Here is an 18,025-nt window from a genome sequence, read left to right on the forward strand (position 1 = left end):
TCAAGAGTTTTAAATTAACGTCCACTTAGCTTCCCGCCAAATGGGGTTGTTTCACATACCCCACAACATTCCATGTCGCAAGGTTGATGCTATGCTAATAATATAATCACATAGCGGTAACTGCGTATATTATCTAATTATAAGCTAAAATAAAGCCTATTATCACGATAATTGTAGAATTTTTTTTGCATAGGTGTGTGCTTTTTCAATAACTTCCTCAATAGACATACTTGTGGAATCCAGCACTAATGCGTCTTTCGCGGCAATAAGAGGTGCAACAGAGCGATTACGATCACGAAAATCGCGCTCTTCAATTTCGCTTAAAAGACGTTCAAAATTAACATCAAAACCTTTTTCTTGCAACTGCTTCATCCGCCGATGAGCCCGTTCTTCCGCGGAGGCATCAAGAAAAATTTTTACCGGTGCATCGGGAAAAACCACCGTTCCCATATCACGGCCATCAGCAATTAGCCCAGGATGGGTTCTAAATGCACGTTGGCGTCGGAGTAAAGCTTCACGTACGCGAGGAAAAGTGGCAGTTTGGGATGCAGTGTTTCCTACTGTTTCGGTTCTAATTTGATTTGAAACATCTTCCCCTTCCAGAATGACTTTCAGTACATTATCTTCAGGAACAAATTTCACATCTAAATTTGCAGCCAAAGGAACTAATGCATCTTCGGATTGGATATCAACATGGTGATGTAACGCAGCTAACGCTAATACACGATAAATCGCGCCAGAGTCTAAAAGTTGCCACCCAAACTCGTTTGCTAATGCTTGGCAAAGCGTACCTTTACCTGCTCCGCTTGGTCCATCAACGGTGATTACAGGGGCTATCGCCACCATAAAAAATCTCCTTTTCTGCAAATAGCCTAGCTACCCGCAATTAAAATCTGTGAAGGTATTATACCAATTCAGTAGATTTGTGAAATAAGCAGGTTCTGATGATTGCTAAAAAATAAGAAAAAGTTGATATTTGAATCGTAAAAATCAGGTTGATATCAAAGAAAATAATATCAACCCAATCAATAGATTAATGACTTAGACGTGCCAACTGTTCGAAGTAATCAGGAAAAGTTTTTGCAGTGCAGCCCGGATCCAAAATTGTTACTGGTGTATCTGATAATGCAACTAACGAAAAACACATTGCAATACGATGGTCGTTATAGGTTTCAATTTCAGCATGTTGTAATTTTTTCGGTGGAACAACACGAATATAATCATGCCCTTCTTCCACTTCAGCGCCAACTTTTCGTAACTCTGTCGCCATCGCATATAACCGGTCGGTCTCTTTTACCCGCCAGTTATAGATATTACGAATAACCGTTTCGCCTTCAGCAAACAGGGCAACCGTTCCAATGGTCATTGCCGCATCAGGGATCGCGTTCATGTCCATATCAATACCTGTCAATGTTCTGCGTTCACATTCAACGTAGTCATCACCCCAACGAATAGTCGCGCCCATTTTTTCTAATACGTTGGCAAATTTAGTGTCCCCTTGCAAACTATTGCGCCCAATTCCTGTTACACGCACTACGCCCCCCTTAATGGCGGCCGCAGCGAGGAAATAAGACGCTGATGAAGCATCACCTTCCACTAAATATTCGCCTGGTGATTGGTATTGTTGCTGCCCTTTGATAACGAAATATTCATATTGATGATTTTCGACATTAACACCGAACGTTTTCATTAATGCTAATGTGATATCAATGTAAGGTTTGGAGACTAACTCGCCAATAATTGTAATTGTTGTGTCTTGCTCTGCACGCGGTGCCGCCATTAACAGCGCAGTTAAAAACTGGCTGGAAACAGACCCATCAACTGAAATTTGGCCACCGATAAAACCACCTTTTAAACGTAATGGTGGGTAATTCTCTTGTTCCAAATATTCAATCTCTGCACCGCCTTCCCTCAGCGCATCAACCAAATGCCCAATTGGGCGCTCTTTCATGCGAGGCTCACCCGTTAAAATAATATTATTACGGCTTAGTGATAGTGCTGCAGTCAGTGGGCGCATTGCAGTTCCCGCATTGCCTAAAAAGATTTCTGTTTCATCTGGATGAGATAAATTTCCACCTAAACCTTCTACACGACAACGTGTTTTATCTTCAGACAATTGGTAGTTAACACCTAGCTGGCTTAATGCATTCAGCATATGGCGAATATCATCACTGTCCAATAAGTTAGTGAGTGTGGTCGTTCCTTTAGCCATCGCTGCTAATAATAGTGCGCGGTTTGAGACACTTTTTGACCCTGGCAAATTAATTGTGCCGTTGATTGAATAAATAGGTTGTAATGTCAGGGATTGCATAAAAAGCAGTTTCTCCAGTGAAGTTTTGCAAGTAAATAAAATCTGGCTCTATTTTCTTTTAAGTCAAATAAGAAGAGCACAGATAACCGACTGAACATCCTATTTCAGTCGGCAAATCTCATTATTGAGCGTTATGGCGTTCGAAATCAGCCATAAAATCAACCAAAGCCTGTACACCAGCTAATGGCATCGCATTATAGATTGACGCACGCATACCACCAGCCACTTTATGGCCTTTTAGAGAAAGTAAGCCTTGCTCTTTGGCTTCTTCAATAAATTTCGCATCAAGTGCCGGGTTTTGCATTTGGAACGGTACGTTCATCCAAGAACGGTTTTCAACCGCAACACGGTTAATATAGAACTGGCTATCATCAATTGCATTGTAGAGTAATTGTGATTTTTCATAATTACGCTTAGCCATTTCTTGCAAACCACCTTGCTCTTTTAACCATTTGAAGACCATCCCCGCGAGATACCAAGCAAAGGTCGGTGGAGTATTAAACATTGAATCGTGTTTTGCTAATACCGTGTAATCAAATACAGATGGAGTCTGAGGCGAAGCTTTACCGAGCAGGTCTTCTCGAATAATAACGATAGTTAATCCAGCTGGCCCAATATTTTTTTGAGCTCCCGCATAAATTACACCATAACGGCTTACATCAATCGGTTTAGATAAGATAGAAGAGGAATAGTCAGCAACAATAATTTTATCTTCAGGGAAATCAGGTTCCTCATGAATAGCTAAGCCACCAATGGTTTCATTTGGGCAATAGTGAACATAAGCGGCATCATCACTTAATGGCCACTCTTTCATAGGTTTTAAACTAACAATGCCATCTTTTTCTTCAGTAATTTGAATTACATTAGGTGTACAGTATTTTTCAGCTTCTTTTGCTGCTGACTCTGACCAATAGCCGCTTACAATGTAGTCTGCGGTCGTTTTATCACCTAGTAAATTCATTGGTAACGTTGCAAAATGGGCTCGAGCTCCACCGTGACAAAATAAAACTTTATAGTTATCAGGGATGTTTAATAAATCACGTAAATTTTGCTCTGCTTCTGTTGCCACTTCGATAAAGTCTTTTCCGCGATGGCTAACTTCCATGACAGAAACGCCTAAACCCTTCCAATTACAAAACTCTTGTTCAGCACGACGCATGACTTCAACAGGTAGCATAGCTGGACCTGCACTGAAATTATAAACCTGACTCATTGACCTCACCCTATCTATCTTCAATTATGGTTAATAAAATTCACTCAGATAGTTAAAGTTGTACCACTCCAAGCCTTTAGCTGCAACGGTTATTGTCAGCAATCCCAAAAATGAAAGGGGGGTTATTTTTTGATAATGGGGAAAAGAATTTTGTTAATCTTGTCACACTCTCGACAAGCACCATTTTATGGAGAAATTAACAATAAATAAGCGATAATATCCCGAATTACATCATTGCGCTGTGTTTCGGGATATTCATTGAAATGTCTTTTATTGAAGATTAAAAATTAGCGAATAACTTTGCTTACGATCTCAATCGCTTCTTTTTCTATTTGGCGTAAATGATCTTCTCCACGGAAGCTTTCACAATAAATTTTATACGCTTCTTCCGTACCTGATGGCCTTGCTGCAAACCAGCCATAATCAGTCATGATTTTTAAACCACCAATTGGCGCATTATTACCGGGGGCTGCGGTTAAACGCTGTGTAATTTTATCTCCTGCCAATGTATCTGCTGCAACCATTTCCGGTGATAATTTACTTAGCTTCGCTTTTTCTTCGTGAGTAGCTTTCGCTTGAATACGATTGTAAATCGGTGCCCCAAATTTTTGGGCGAGGTTATTATAACGCTGCTGCGGGTTTTCACCGGTAACCGCCGTAATTTCCGCGGCTAGTAAGCAAAGAATGATACCGTCTTTGTCTGTTGACCAAGGTGTGCCATCGAATTTTAAGAATGATGCCCCTGCACTTTCCTCACCGCCAAAACCTAGTTGTCCACTGAATAACCCATCAACGAACCATTTGAACCCTACAGGCACTTCAACTAATTCACGACCGATATCATTAACAACACGGTCAATCATCGCACTTGAGACAAGTGTTTTCCCTACCGCAACATTTTTTCCCCACTGAGGGCGGTGTTGGAATAGGTAGTCGATTGCCACAGCAAGATAGTGATTTGGGTTCATTAAACCATCGGGGGTAACAATGCCATGACGGTCATAGTCAGGGTCATTAGCGAAAGCTAAATCAAATTTTTCTTTCATCCCAAGCAAACCCGCCATTGCCCAACTTGATGAGCAATCCATACGGATAACACCATCATGATCCAAAGGCATAAAACGGAACGTTTGGTCTAATTGGTCATTTACGATTTCAATATCTAATTGATAATATTCAGCAATTTTTTTCCAGTATTCAATACCGGAACCGCCTAGTGGGTCAACACCAATTTTCAAACCAGACTTAGCAATCGCTTGCATATCAACAACTTCGCCTAATGCAGAGACATAAGGCATAACCAAATCTTGCTGAATAACGTATTCACTCGCCATCGCTGTATCAAAATTGACTCTTTTAACCCCTTCCAGGTTATTGACTAGCAATTGGTTTGCATTTTTTTCAATAACAGAAGTTAAATCGGTATCAGCCGGCCCGCCATTCGCAGGGTTGTATTTAATACCGCCATCTTCAGGTGGGTTATGTGAAGGCGTAATTACAATGCCATCCGCAACATCTTGGTGTGATTGGTTATAACTTAAAATAGCGTGAGAGATAGCTGGAGTTGGCGTAAAACCATTATTTTCCTGAACAATTACATGAACTTGATTTGCCGCTAACACTTCAACCACTGTAATAAACGCTGCTTCTGATAACGCATGGGTATCTTTCCCTACAAAACAAGGACCTGTTACACCTTGCTTTTTGCGTAAATCGGCAATTGCTTGTGCAATGGCTAATATGTGGTTTTCATTAAAATTTTTACGCAACGAACTACCACGATGCCCTGATGTGCCAAACTTAACAGCTTGAGATGTATTATCGGGTTGTGGTTGCTGCGTATAATATTGAGCGGTTAATTGAGCGACATTGATCAAGTCACTTTGAAACGGAAGCTGCCCTGCACGTTCATGTATTGTCACTTGTTTTCTCCCAAAGCACTGATGCTTTGTTATCAACATCAGTGGCCTTTCAGTTTTTAAATAGTATTACAAACTTTTTCAATCACATTGGTTGGAAATTGCATTTCCTGCATGATCGCATCAACCATGCTACGTTTACGATTCGTATTCGTATTCGTGATCACCCAATAGGGTGTTCCTGGTATATGACGCGGCTTAGATTGCTTACCAGCTGCAAGTAATGTTTGTTCATCACCAGCAAAATAAATACGAGTTCGGCCATGCATTAACTCTGTTGCACTCGCAAAACGATTCGCATCTAAACTATATAAAGTAGACAAAATCAACATAAAGCGGTCAATCGCTTTACTTTTTTCTGCATAAGCGTCAGATAACAGAAGCTCTCTAATGACTCTAACAGGATTTAATGCAACAGCAGGTGTACTCATCGCAGGTTCAGCCTTAATAACAGCATGTTCCTGACTAATTTCTTTTGCTTGTACTGGCTGCCCGGATTTGAAATTTAACATACGGCGCAAAATATCCGATGCACTTTCACCGATATGCTGTGTATGGCTCGCAATATAGCGGTAAAGCTCTTCATCAACTTCTATCGTTTTCATTTTTTCCCAGTACTTTTTTAACTAAAATTTGCGGTGTGATTATAAGACAGATTTAAAAAAAACAAAACAATTAAAATTTCAATAACTTAAAGTAAACATTATTCTAAGTTCAAAGATAATTCAGTGGGTTATCATGCCATGACTTCCAGTATTTTGCCTCAGTGATCAACTTCAATTTTCTGAAATTCATTGGCTAAGGATATTTTGATTATCGACTCATTGACTTACCTCAGCCAAAATCGCAGCTTATTTGACCATTTGGATTTTATTCATAGCCGTGACATGATAAGACCACATGTACCGCTGACGAATTGATCAAACAAATATGACTGTGTTACTTAACCATACTATCCATAAACCTGAAAATCCAATCTCAAATAGTCCTATTGTACTCATACATGGGTTATTTGGTGACCTCAATAACTTAGGTGTTTTAGGACGTAATCTACAACAATATTTCGATACGATTCAAATTGATGTTCGTAATCATGGTGACTCATTTCGTGATGAGCAAATGAGTTACCAACAAATGGCCCAAGATGTTATTACTCTAATAAAGTCTTTAGGTTACGAAAATGCTATTTTAATTGGTCACTCTATGGGTGGCAAAATCGCCATGGCGGCAACAGCAATAGCCCCTAATTTTATTAATAGTATCGTTGCTATTGATATGGCGCCTGTCGCTTACCAAGTCCGTCGTCATGATAAAATATTCGCGGCGCTTGATGCCGTTACAGCAAAAAATGCAAAAACTCGCCAAGAAGCTACTGTGATTATGCGTGATTACATTAATGAGGATGGCGTTATCCAATTTCTGCTTAAATCCTTTAAGCAAGGTGAGTGGAAATTTAATTTACCTGCCCTAAAAGCTAATTATGAAAGTATTATTGGTTGGGAAATAGTACCCGCCTGGAATAAACCCGTGCTGTTAATCCCAGGAGGAAATTCCCCTTATGTACAAGCTGAATATAAAGAACAAATCGCACAACAATTTCCGCAAGCCAAAGCGTGGGTTGTTGCTGATACAGGGCACTGGGTTCATGCAGAAAAACCAGACCATGTTTTAAGAGCCATTCATCGTTTTTTATCTATCCCTGAATAATTGTTCACATTTAAATATAGATATTGAAAAGATATATAACTTTTCAATATCTTTAAATATATTTGTAGTTAAATATAATTACTTTATTAATTACATAATAAGACTAACTTCAATACACAGCGAATTACAAACCCTGTATTATCCAAATTCTACTCCACCTTATTACTATCTAGTGCATATTTTATCAATGCAAATTTGGAATTAAAAATTCAAATAACTTAAGGAATTTATTAATATAGAAAATGGATAGTCTCAAATCAAAATCAACATTATACTTCATTAGTGTTATTGCTAAGTTATCAGGGCAAGTAAATCCTAAAGAACTAGAACAAACACTCAATCAATCTATTGGTTACAATGAAAAACTTAACATTATTAAATCGAAACATGCCATTCGCTGTAGGAATAAATATCAGAAGAATAAAAATGTAACTAAAATCGTATGCCCTGCTATTTTATATAATACCAAAGGAGAAGCCATTCTATTAGCTAACTGCAATCAAGAACAAGTACTCATTCAGCAATTTGGGAATACGCCGCCAGAGATATGGAGTATTGATGAGCTGAATCAACAATGGAATGGTCATTGGTTAGAAGTAAACCTTAAGCAGGGTCAATTTGACATTACCTGGTTCCAAGTCGAATTTATGAAATACAAACCCATTATTTTGTGGGTTTTATTCTTTTCATTTATATTGCAAATACTCGCATTAGTTTCCCCTATTGTTATGCAAGTTATTATGGATAAAGTACTCGTTCATAATAGCTTAGTCACATTGGACGTTTTAATTTTTGGGTTAATTATTGCAGCGTTGATCGAAGTGACATTGAAAGGATTACGAGAGTATATTTATCATCACACTGTTAATCGCATTGATATGACACTCGGCTTGAAGCTGGTAAATCATTTACTGAGACTGCCTATTCCCTTTTTTAAAAGCAGGCAAATAGGCGCAATTGTCACCCGAGTAAAAGAACTCGAAACTATTCGTGAGTTTTTAACCAGCAGCTTTTTTACCCTATGTGTCGATGTGCTATTTTTATTTGTATTTATTTTTGTGATGAACTTGATCTCCACAACACTCACAATAATATTTTTGTGTTCTATTCCTTTTTATCTTTTATTAGCTTGGTGGTTAACGCCTAAAATTGAATCTGCTGCACAGCAACAATTCACCAATATTGCCATCAATACCTCTTTTTTGACCGAAAGTATCAATGGGATCGAAACAGCCAAAAGCTTATCCGTCGAACCAAATTTCACTCGTCGCTGGGACGGTCAAACCGCTGATATGAGCCAAACTAACTTTGTATCAGGGCAAATAAGCTCCCGCTCTGAACATCTAGTGATGGCTATTGAAAAAATCACCAGTGCTATTGTTTTGTGGGTTGGTGCTTCTGAAGTTTTAGCATTGCAGATGACGATTGGCCAGCTTATTGCCTTTTACATGATGGTTAGCCACGCTAACCAGCCCCTCATCAAACTAACTAAATTATGGGGGGACTACATTCGAACCAGTGTCGCTATCGAAAAGCTCTCCCAAATTATTAACTTACCTACCGAACAATCACAGCAAGAAAATAAGTTATCTCTTCAAGGGCATTTAAATCTAAAAAATATCTCGTTCCGCTACCAACCTAACATGCCATTTGTTCTAAAAAACTTTAATTTAAATATTAAAGCGGGAGAAACTATTGGTATTGTTGGGACATCAGGGTCAGGTAAGAGCACCCTCGCTAAATTATTACTACGGCTTTATACCCCTGAAAGTGGTGCTATTTTTGTGGATGGAACCCCCATGTCTGCGATTAACTTGCACTCCCTTAGACAACAAATTGGTATTGTTTTACAGGAAAATTTCTTATTCAGCCAATCTGTTTTTCACAATATCGCTCAAACCTCACCGGATGCCTCCATGGACGAAGTCGTTCATGCCGCCAAAATGGCGGGAGCACACGATTTTATTTTGAAATTACCAAAAGGTTACGACACCGTTCTTGCCGAGGGGGGAACATCACTTTCTGGCGGCCAACGCCAACGTATTGCTATTGCTAGAACACTGCTTTCCAACCCTAAAGTGATTATTTTTGATGAGGCAACTAGCGCTTTAGATGATGAATCCCAAGCCGTTATTCAAGAAAATATGCATATTATTGCAAAAGGAAGGACCATCATCACAATTGCTCACCGCCTATCAACTATTCGCCATCACCAGCGGATCATTGTGATGCAAAATGGTGAAATTATCGAGCAAGGTAGCCATCAGCAACTTATTGAACAAGGTAATTTTTATAAACATTTGTGGACTCTACAACAGTCTCTGAAATCAGACATGGACGTAAAATGAAACATCGATTAGACAAAAACCGTTATAACAGCTTTTTGCCTTCACACTTGGCGATATTAAAAACACCACCGTCTTACTTGGCACTATACGTCGCTATTTCTATTAGTGTAGGCGTTTTTATTGCTATAACTTGGTCGTTTTTTGGTAAGTTGGATATTCAAGCAACCACGCAAGGTAAACTTATTGTTTCAGGACGAACACAGTTAATTCAAGCGTTTGAATTAAGTCGTTTAGAACATATTCATGTCACTGATGGGCAAGTAGTAAAACAAGGGGATCCTTTAATAACTGTCAATGTATTAGGTGTTGACCAAGATATCCTAAGTTTAAATTACCAACATAACTTCCATGTAGCCGAAATATTAATTTATCAAGCATTGATTTCACAACAGCCTATTGAGCAATTACCTTTATTTAACCAATTAACTGAACTAGAACAAAACAATACACGGGCTAGCTATCAAACACAAAAAATAGAATTTGATTCATTAATTAATGAACTTAATAATGAAATTCAATTAAATACTGTCAATCAGCAAGCTAGAAAAGACGAATTACTCACTATCAATTCCCTCATCGTAAACATCAAAAAGCGCCTCGATGCACACCATTCGTTAACTAAAAAGCAGTTGATCAGCCAGAAGGAATTTTTAGAACAAGAGCGAGAACTATTAATCGCTAAAAAAGAAAAAGTCACCAAATTATCTGAGCTCTCAATTCTAAAAAGCCAGTATCAAGCCTTAAATGAAAAGGTAGGCAGAATTAAAGCCCAAAAAAACCAAGAGTGGGATGAAAAATACAAACAAGCTGACTTTAAGCGGGCTTCCCTTGAGCAAGAACTATTAAAAAATAAAGAAAGAAACCAATTAGAAATCATACGGGCTCCCGTTGATGGCACGATACAACAGCTTGCTACACACACTATAGGTGCAGTGTTACAACCCGCACAGCAGTTAATGGCTGTAGTACCTAATAATCATGTTCAACTAGCTGAAATTAAAATCTTAAATAAAGATATTGGTTTCATCCATGAAGGGTTAAGAGCAGAGGTGAAAATAGATGCTTTCCCTTACACTCGTTATGGCACAGTTGAAGGGGAAGTGATTTCCGTCTCTCGTGACAGTACTCTCGATGAAAATCTTGGATTAGTGTTCTTAGGGCAAATCGGTCTTAAGCAAAAAGAACTAGTAGTTGATGGTGAGTCTATTGAACTGACACCCGGTTTATCCATTGTGGCAGAAATAAAAACAGATAAACGCCGTATTATTGATTACTTACTTAGCCCAATCAATGAATACACCTCAAACGCGATGAGAGAAAAATAATCGATGGAACAGTTAAATAATCATGGCTTGGATGCCTTAGTTTGGGTGGCTAAATATTATCAAAACAATGTTTCATCTGACCAACTAAGGCATGCTATTGGTATGCAAACTTTATCCCCTACTGAGTGGGAAATTAGAGAATGTGCACAAATATTGGGGTATGAAACCGAGCTTATTGCAGCACAATATAAGCAATTAAGAACACTACCTTTGCCCGCTTTAATCTATATAGATGGTTTCTGGCAAGTAATTAGCCAAGAAAATGAATTGGTACTCATTAACCCGACTAATGATGAACGAAAACCTATTTATAATTCGATTGGGCATCAACAAGCTGAATTTGACATAGTACTCATTAAGGAGCAATTAGAACCGGAGCAAAAAAAGGCCTTTGGTTTTAGCTGGTTTATTCCCTCTATTTTGCGACAACATGTTAAATTACGAAATATTTTTATTCTCTCTGCCATTATTCAGCTTTTCGCCTTAATTAGCCCACTGTTGTTTCAAAATTTAATCGACAAAGTGTTAGTTGGCCGCAGTCTCTCAAATTTACACGTTATTGCATTGGCGATTTTTGCCATTGCTGTTGCAGAGCCGATATATGGTTTTATTCGTAATAAGATTTTTAGCCATAGTAGTAGCCAGATAAGCGCTGAATTATCAGGGAAAATTTATCGCCATTTAATGGCCTTACCTTTAAATTATTTTAAGCTAAGGCCAACAGGGAAAATTATCGCAAGGATCCGTGAATTAGCTCATATAAGGCAGTTTTTAACGGGCTCGACACTGATGCTATTCATTGACTTTATCTTTGTTATCCTTTTTGTCGCGGTTTTATTTTCCTATAGTAGTTTGATGGCTTGGATTTTATTGGGCTCTATGGGGGTATTTTTTGTTTTATGGATGGTTTTAGGCCCAATCATTCGCCAACAAACTCAAAAATCTTACCAAGCCGATGAAAATGGTCTCACTTTTCTCACCGAAAGTATTACTGGGATTGAAACCATAAAAACGACAGCAACAGAAAAATACTTTAATCAACGCTGGAAAAAAATATTTAGCAAGCAGCTAACTCAAAGCTTTAAAGTATCAATGCGCAGTGAAGTTGCCTCTCAGTTAATGACTCTCGTGAGTAAAATAACTACCGCAATTCTTTTGTGGGTTGGTGTCAAGGAGGTATTAAACGGTGGGATTTCTCCTGGCGAATTAGTGGCATTTAATATGCTAAGCGCGCATGTTACACAACCTGTATTGCGATTTGCCCAGGTTTGGCAAGATTTCCAACATACCATCATTTCATTGCGTCGGGTGGGAGATATTCTTGATGAACCTGTAGAAAATGAACGTAAAGGGATTGCAAACACTTCAAATATTCACGGAAAAATCGAGTTTCAAAACATCCGCTTTCGTTATCAACCTGATACGCCTGAAGTTATCAATAATTTGTCATTAATGGTTAATTCTGGTGAATTTATTGGGATTACTGGCCCTTCTGGTTCTGGAAAAAGCACCTTAACGAAATTATTACAACGACTTTATGTACCACAACATGGGCAAGTTATTGTTGATGGCATGGATTTAGCTGTCGCAGATACTGTGTCATTACGCCGAAAAATGAGCGTTGTATTACAAGAAAGCACTTTATTCGTCGGTTCTATTGCAGAGAATATTCGTTTAAGCCACCCGCAAGCGACTCACGAACAAGTTATTCACGCAGCAAAATTAGCTGGAGCATATGACTTTATTATGGCATTGCCTGATAATTTTAATTATCCCTTATCAGAAAAAGGCTTGAACCTTTCAGGTGGTCAACGTCAAAGAATTGCACTTGCGCGCGCTTTACTCACCGAACCAGACATTTTAATTCTCGATGAAGCCACTTCTGCGCTCGATTACGAGTCAGAAGCTGCCATTATGGAAAATATGCCTTTAATTACGCAAGGAAGAACAGTCATTAGTATTGCTCACCGACTCAACACGATTATGCATGCTGATAGGATATGTGTTATTTGCCAAGGAGAAGTACACGAAATGGATACACACGAAAACTTGCTCAAATCAAATGGCTTATACGCCAATTTATGGCGCCAACAAACGCAATAACACGGATAAAAAAGCATCACACCTATAGCAAGTGGTGCTTTTTTACTAAAAGCGCTCATTTTACAACCGATTAAACCAAATCATCGTAGATGAAGCTATAGCACAAGGGGATTAGCTAGGGTATCATGGCGCGCTGAATTACTGGCACACCCTTTTAGCAGTTATAGACATGGCAAAAGAACAAACGGATCGAACTACACTAGATTTGTTCGCTGAGGAACGAAGGCCTGGGCGACCTAAAACAAGCCCGCTATCACGGGATGAACAACTGAGGATCAACAAACGCAACCAACTGAAACGAGATAAAGTGAAAGGATTGCGTAGAGTTGAATTGAAACTGAACGAAGAAGCTGTCGTGATATTGAATCAGTTAGCTGAAGATAAAAATATAAGCCGTAGTGAATTGATCGAAGAAATTTTGATGTCACAACTTGAGCATGTTAACACATCAATACTCAAATAACGTTATCTTGATAAATCACACAAATTTGACAGACTTAGCATCATTTTTTCGCCAGAATAAGGCGTAATATTCTATCTATTTTCGTTCTAAATGGGCTCTAGAAGGCGAATTTTCACCTCTAGTCCTCTTAGAAAAACAAGAGGTTAATCACTTTATGGCAGTCATAGGCATTTTCTTCGGAAGTGACACAGGTAACACAGAAAATATTGCCAAAATGATCCAAGAAAGATTGGGCAAAGATGTAGCAGAAGTTCACGATATCGCAAAATGTAGTAAAGAAGATATTGAAGCTTTTGATATTCTACTTCTCGGTATTCCAACTTGGTATTATGGTGAAGCTCAATGTGATTGGGATGATTTCTTCCCTACTCTCGAAGAAATTGATTTCGAAGGTAAACTTGTCGCCTTATTTGGTTGTGGAGACCAGGAAGACTACGCTGAATATTTCTGTGATGCTATGGGTACGATCCGCGATATTATTGAGCCTCGTGGTGCTGTTATTGTTGGTCATTGGCCAACAGAAGGTTATCACTTTGAAGTATCCAAAGGTATGGCAGATGACAACCACTTTGTTGGTTTAGCTATTGATGAAGATCGTCAACCTGAGCTAACTGATGAACGTGTTGATGCATGGGTAAAACAAATCTCTGAAGAAATGTCTTTAGCTGAAATTTTAGGCTAATAGATCATATAAAGAAACCTTACCCATAGATTGCACCACTGTCTTGTACAAAATGAATCACCTAAGCCAGTGGCGTAATCTAAAATAACCGATAAGGTATCCTAATAGGATAGGTTCTCAAGAGATTATCAAAATAATGAGACAATGCATGGTTTCTATTTTTATTTTCCATGCCTATAATTGTAAATCAGTTTAGAAGACAACTGTATTGATGTTAAAAATGTCTCATTATTGTTAAATTTAAGATACAGGACAAACCCGCATGACAGACAACAACAAAGCATTGAAAAATGCTGGACTCAAAGTCACTCTTCCAAGATTAAAAATTTTGGAAGTACTTCAAGAGCCTGAGTGCCACCACGTCAGTGCGGAAGATCTCTATAAAAAGCTGATCGATATGGGCGAAGAGATCGGGTTAGCAACCGTATACCGCGTGTTAAACCAATTTGATGATGCAGGTATCGTAACCCGTCACAACTTCGAGGGTGGTAAATCTGTATTCGAGTTAACTCAGCAACATCACCATGATCATTTAATCTGTTTAGATTGTGGAAAAGTGATTGAGTTTACTGACGAATCCATTGAAACTCGCCAAAAAAATATCGCTGCTCGCCATGGCATTAAACTATCTAACCATAGTTTATATCTATATGGTCATTGCGCAGATGGTGATTGCCGTGATAATGCTGACGCACACGAAGCAAAAGAGTAATAGTATTCAACCATCGCTGATAAAACGTAATGGTTAAAAATACCAAAACCCTGATAATAAACTTTATCAGGGTTTTTTATTTTAAATATCCATATTTTTTTCACTCAATTAGTGATAATTTATGATGAATAACTTAAATTTAACTATTTATCACTACAATTTTTAGTTAATAAAAAATTTTCCTAGAAACTATAATAGTTGCAATTCAAATCAAAACCCTTATATTATTTCACTGATGAATATATTCTATCATCTAGAATTATACTTATATATCAAAGTGGTATATAAATAACATTATAGATGTTTTCTAATTTTTCATACTATATAAAAATTATTTTATTTCCTTTCTATTATTTTAACTATAATTTAGAAAGTTGATGATTCAAATGTAGCCATAAAGTTAAAATACACTTTAAATGCACAATTACATTTATTGACTAAACTAATTACGTATTTTAGTAATTTGTAAGAGATTATCTGATGAAAAAAACATATCTTTTTCTCAACACAAGTTTTTTCTTCTGGTTTCTTACTTTAATAGGGTGGTTTTTTAGCTATTTATCTATCACCTTATTTTCGTTCGTATTATCAGTGCTATTCTTGATCTTATACTTCAATCAAAAAAAGGTAAGTAAAATGTTCACCAAAAGACAAAACAAGCCCACGCCTACATCGACGTCCCCTTCTATAAGTAATGAGCCTGAAGTGACTGCAAAGATAGAAGAACAAATTACACTATCAACGCCTACTATTAGTGAAGAAAAATCGAATACGGTTATCTCTAGGGACGTTATTTTTGAAGGGAATATTACCTCTAATGAGCAAGTACATATCTATGGAAAAGTCATTGGAAATATAACAGGAAAAGATAATACTGTTAAAGTCATGTTAAACGGCCAAGTCACGGGAAATATTACCTGTAAAGAGCTGGTAGTTAATGGGCGTATTGAAGGTGAGTGCTTATCTGATACTATTTGTATTGAAAATAATGGCGAAATCCACGGTACTATCCATTACAGTAGCTTATCGATTAAAAAGGGTGGGGTTTTATCTGGCCATGCTCAAATTAAAAATCCTCCTCATCAATCGGAAAAAGTTACCATATTAAAAGATAAGCTAAAACAAGACGCTATCATACCCAATGAAAGTGTAAATAACGCTTCTTTGTAGTCACCATAAAAATAAGGTGAATATACCCACCTTATTTTCAATTTTTATATCAGTATTTACACTTATTAAAACATCTCATTAATATTAAAATATATAGCAAACCTCTTTCCTATCTAGGCAAATGACTGCCATAGTTCCCCTATAGCAGTCATTTGTTACTAAAATATTTTCTACTCTAGAATACAGTAAATGGCATCATTACCATAAACTTAATATCTTTTTCATCTTGGAAAATATTTCCATAACCACCACCATAACTCGGAATATCTGTATGATTATCATATTTGGTAAAATGTAGCTTAAATAGCGTATCTTTTGCTCTACCTGACTGCACGGTATATAAAATATCAAAGTTCCATGCACTTTCTTTTAAGCGTACATCTTGAGCATATTGGCTATTCGTACTTGGTTTAGCATCCCAACCATAAATATATGAGGTTCCGACTTTCCATCCAGCTAAATCCCAATTTTTTAAATCATACATAACACCAGCCATAACGGCTTTTTCATTATTAGCATTCCAGTCTGAACGGCCATCCCACCAAATATCCATGCGGCCATTTGATGTTGCCCAACCAGGGGTCATACGCTGTAGGAAATAACCTTGATTACCTTTAGCTTTTACATAGGTTCCCTCTAATTTAAAATCAAATTCATCGTAGGTGTAACCTAATGTCATCGCTTGCAACCAAGCTAAACCGTCATAAACATCATTAACTCCGCCGTCTGAAACTTTGTCTTTTGCCCCATAAAATTGATAAGACATACGTAAATCACGGTCTACAACAGGAACAGCATAGGAAACCTTGGCAAAATATTGGTCCATATAGCTTTTTGCTTGCCCATATGCCCCTTCAAGAACTAAGTTGTTTTTAAAGTCATATTTGAAACCAATTGATTGTAAATAGCTGATCCCAGTTTTACCATCCGCTTCACGAAAATCATACATACTGCGGTACCAAGGTGCTTTATAGCGGTCGGTCCACATATAGGACATGCTGAGTTCACCATTTTGCTCAAAATCAAACACCCCGCCCACCTCTAATCCACGGTATGTTCCAGGCATATAACTCCAATGGGATGCTAATAGCGTTTGCCCCGTTGGTTGAATATAGCCGCCTCTCCCCCAGAAAGGGCCATATTTCAATTTTGCAGCCGCTTTATAAAAAGTCACACCACTACGATCCCCTGTCCATTTTTCATCCCAACGTGATTTTGCGTCACTAAAACCGATTTCATTTGGTGCAGCAGGCCCACTGTTCGATAGCTCAATAGCTGTAAAACCCGCTAAATCAAGCCCAATAATGTCCTGAAAATAGCCGGATGAGAAATCTAGGCTGGCATTAAACGTTGAGTGTTTAAGATTATCCGCATACTTTTTATATTTATCACTATTAGAGTCTAAATCTTTACGTGAACGATCTCGTTGCCAGTAGTAAAGGCCACCAGTAAGTTTTGAATCTTCAAAAAATTGCTCCGCATGCATGATTGGCTGGTAACCAATAGGTAGCATCGCTATTGCGATTTTTAAGACGAGCAATTTCCTGCCAGTATTGACATTTTTATTAACCATTCTTGTATTCCTCTAATATTTTTTAATTTTATTTTTCGGCCGAAATACGATTTAACTTTCCATTTAAATCTAAATATTCACAATGAGTTATGCCTCTTGCGATGTATTTAGCCTATTTTTTGCAACGCGAATTATCAACACTGATACAGGCTTTGTTGCCAAAATATGATCAACGACACATTAATTTTAATTAATTGCCATTATCACCAGTGATGACCTTGCTAAAAATAAAATGTAATAAATTGATAAATATAAAAAATATAGAGAGAATACACATAAGAAAGGGTTCAAGATAAAATCAATAAATTAACTGTTTGTACCTTAATTTTTCCTATTTTGTAGGAATTCTCAAAGTTCTATCACCACATTGACCTAATTGCCTTAAAAAAGCTCAGATTACTGAGTCAAATAATTAGGATAAATGTTGTTGTACTGAAAAATAACATACGTAAGTATAAAATTTCTTAACAAACAATAAAGCTAACGGGGTACAGGCTAC

At 37.6% G+C, this 18,025-nt stretch carries 14 protein-coding genes; 8 read left to right on the top strand and 6 right to left on the bottom strand.

The features are described 5' to 3' along the window. Positions 1–162: 162 nt before the first annotated feature. From cmk to seqA, 5 genes are all read right to left on the bottom strand, one after another. On the bottom strand, positions 163–846 hold the full coding sequence (gene cmk / locus M1F17_RS13915; RefSeq protein ID WP_094960688.1) for a (d)CMP kinase: 684 nt from the start codon (positions 844–846) through the stop codon (positions 163–165). A 187-nt stretch (positions 847–1,033) separates the two neighbouring features. Then, the gene (gene aroA / locus M1F17_RS13920; RefSeq protein ID WP_172767340.1) at positions 1,034–2,311 is read right to left on the bottom strand and encodes a 3-phosphoshikimate 1-carboxyvinyltransferase; all 1,278 of its coding nucleotides are present in this window, start codon (positions 2,309–2,311) and stop codon (positions 1,034–1,036) included. A gap of 121 nt (positions 2,312–2,432) precedes the next feature. Beyond that, positions 2,433–3,524, bottom strand: a complete 1,092-nt coding sequence (gene serC, locus M1F17_RS13925) for a 3-phosphoserine/phosphohydroxythreonine transaminase (RefSeq protein WP_036957913.1) — start codon at positions 3,522–3,524, stop codon at positions 2,433–2,435. Between the two features lie 287 nt (positions 3,525–3,811). Beyond that, positions 3,812–5,446: a phosphoglucomutase (alpha-D-glucose-1,6-bisphosphate-dependent) gene (pgm, locus tag M1F17_RS13930; protein ID WP_180312042.1), complete on the bottom strand. Its 1,635-nt coding sequence runs from the start codon at positions 5,444–5,446 to the stop codon at positions 3,812–3,814. Between the two features lie 56 nt (positions 5,447–5,502). After that, entirely contained in the window at positions 5,503–6,048 is a 546-nt protein-coding gene (gene seqA, locus M1F17_RS13935) for a replication initiation negative regulator SeqA (RefSeq protein WP_004256238.1), read from the bottom strand. A gap of 325 nt (positions 6,049–6,373) precedes the next feature. Here seqA and ybfF point away from each other — a divergent pair, with 325 nt between their 5' ends. The 8 genes from ybfF to M1F17_RS13975 all read left to right on the top strand — a co-directional run bounded on the left by ybfF (position 6,374) and on the right by M1F17_RS13975 (position 15,953). Continuing rightward, complete coding sequence (ybfF, locus tag M1F17_RS13940; RefSeq protein ID WP_004256243.1) at positions 6,374–7,150, top strand: esterase; 777 nt, start codon at positions 6,374–6,376, stop codon at positions 7,148–7,150. A 242-nt stretch (positions 7,151–7,392) separates the two neighbouring features. Continuing rightward, the gene (locus tag M1F17_RS13945) at positions 7,393–9,498 is read left to right on the top strand and encodes a peptidase domain-containing ABC transporter (RefSeq protein ID WP_094960684.1); all 2,106 of its coding nucleotides are present in this window, start codon (positions 7,393–7,395) and stop codon (positions 9,496–9,498) included. Further along, positions 9,495–10,823, top strand: a complete 1,329-nt coding sequence (locus tag M1F17_RS13950) for an HlyD family type I secretion periplasmic adaptor subunit (protein WP_110591445.1) — start codon at positions 9,495–9,497, stop codon at positions 10,821–10,823. Before M1F17_RS13945 ends, M1F17_RS13950 begins: the two co-directional genes overlap by 4 nt. Positions 10,824–10,826: 3 nt before the next feature. Next, positions 10,827–12,926: a type I secretion system permease/ATPase gene (locus tag M1F17_RS13955; RefSeq protein ID WP_094960682.1), complete on the top strand. Its 2,100-nt coding sequence runs from the start codon at positions 10,827–10,829 to the stop codon at positions 12,924–12,926. A 169-nt stretch (positions 12,927–13,095) separates the two neighbouring features. Further along, positions 13,096–13,389 (top strand): LexA regulated protein, encoded by a 294-nt coding sequence (ybfE, locus tag M1F17_RS13960; protein ID WP_004256256.1) that lies wholly within the window; start codon positions 13,096–13,098, stop codon positions 13,387–13,389. A gap of 154 nt (positions 13,390–13,543) precedes the next feature. Then, positions 13,544–14,071, top strand: coding sequence for a flavodoxin FldA (gene fldA, locus M1F17_RS13965; RefSeq protein WP_112308215.1), 528 nt, complete (start codon positions 13,544–13,546; stop codon positions 14,069–14,071). Positions 14,072–14,333: 262 nt separating this feature from the next. Beyond that, positions 14,334–14,783 (top strand): ferric iron uptake transcriptional regulator, encoded by a 450-nt coding sequence (gene fur / locus M1F17_RS13970; RefSeq protein WP_004256285.1) that lies wholly within the window; start codon positions 14,334–14,336, stop codon positions 14,781–14,783. Positions 14,784–15,419: 636 nt separating this feature from the next. Further along, positions 15,420–15,953, top strand: a complete 534-nt coding sequence (locus M1F17_RS13975) for a bactofilin family protein (protein ID WP_226616972.1) — start codon at positions 15,420–15,422, stop codon at positions 15,951–15,953. 175 nt (positions 15,954–16,128) lie between these two features. Here M1F17_RS13975 and chiP read toward each other — a convergent pair whose 3' ends face one another. Continuing rightward, positions 16,129–17,526, bottom strand: coding sequence for a chitoporin ChiP (chiP, locus tag M1F17_RS13980; RefSeq protein ID WP_164455837.1), 1,398 nt, complete (start codon positions 17,524–17,526; stop codon positions 16,129–16,131). Positions 17,527–18,025: the final 499 nt, after the last annotated feature.

This window comes from Providencia sp. PROV073 (genome assembly GCF_033688125.1).
GTDB classification, from domain to species: Bacteria; Pseudomonadota; Gammaproteobacteria; order Enterobacterales; family Enterobacteriaceae; genus Providencia; species Providencia hangzhouensis.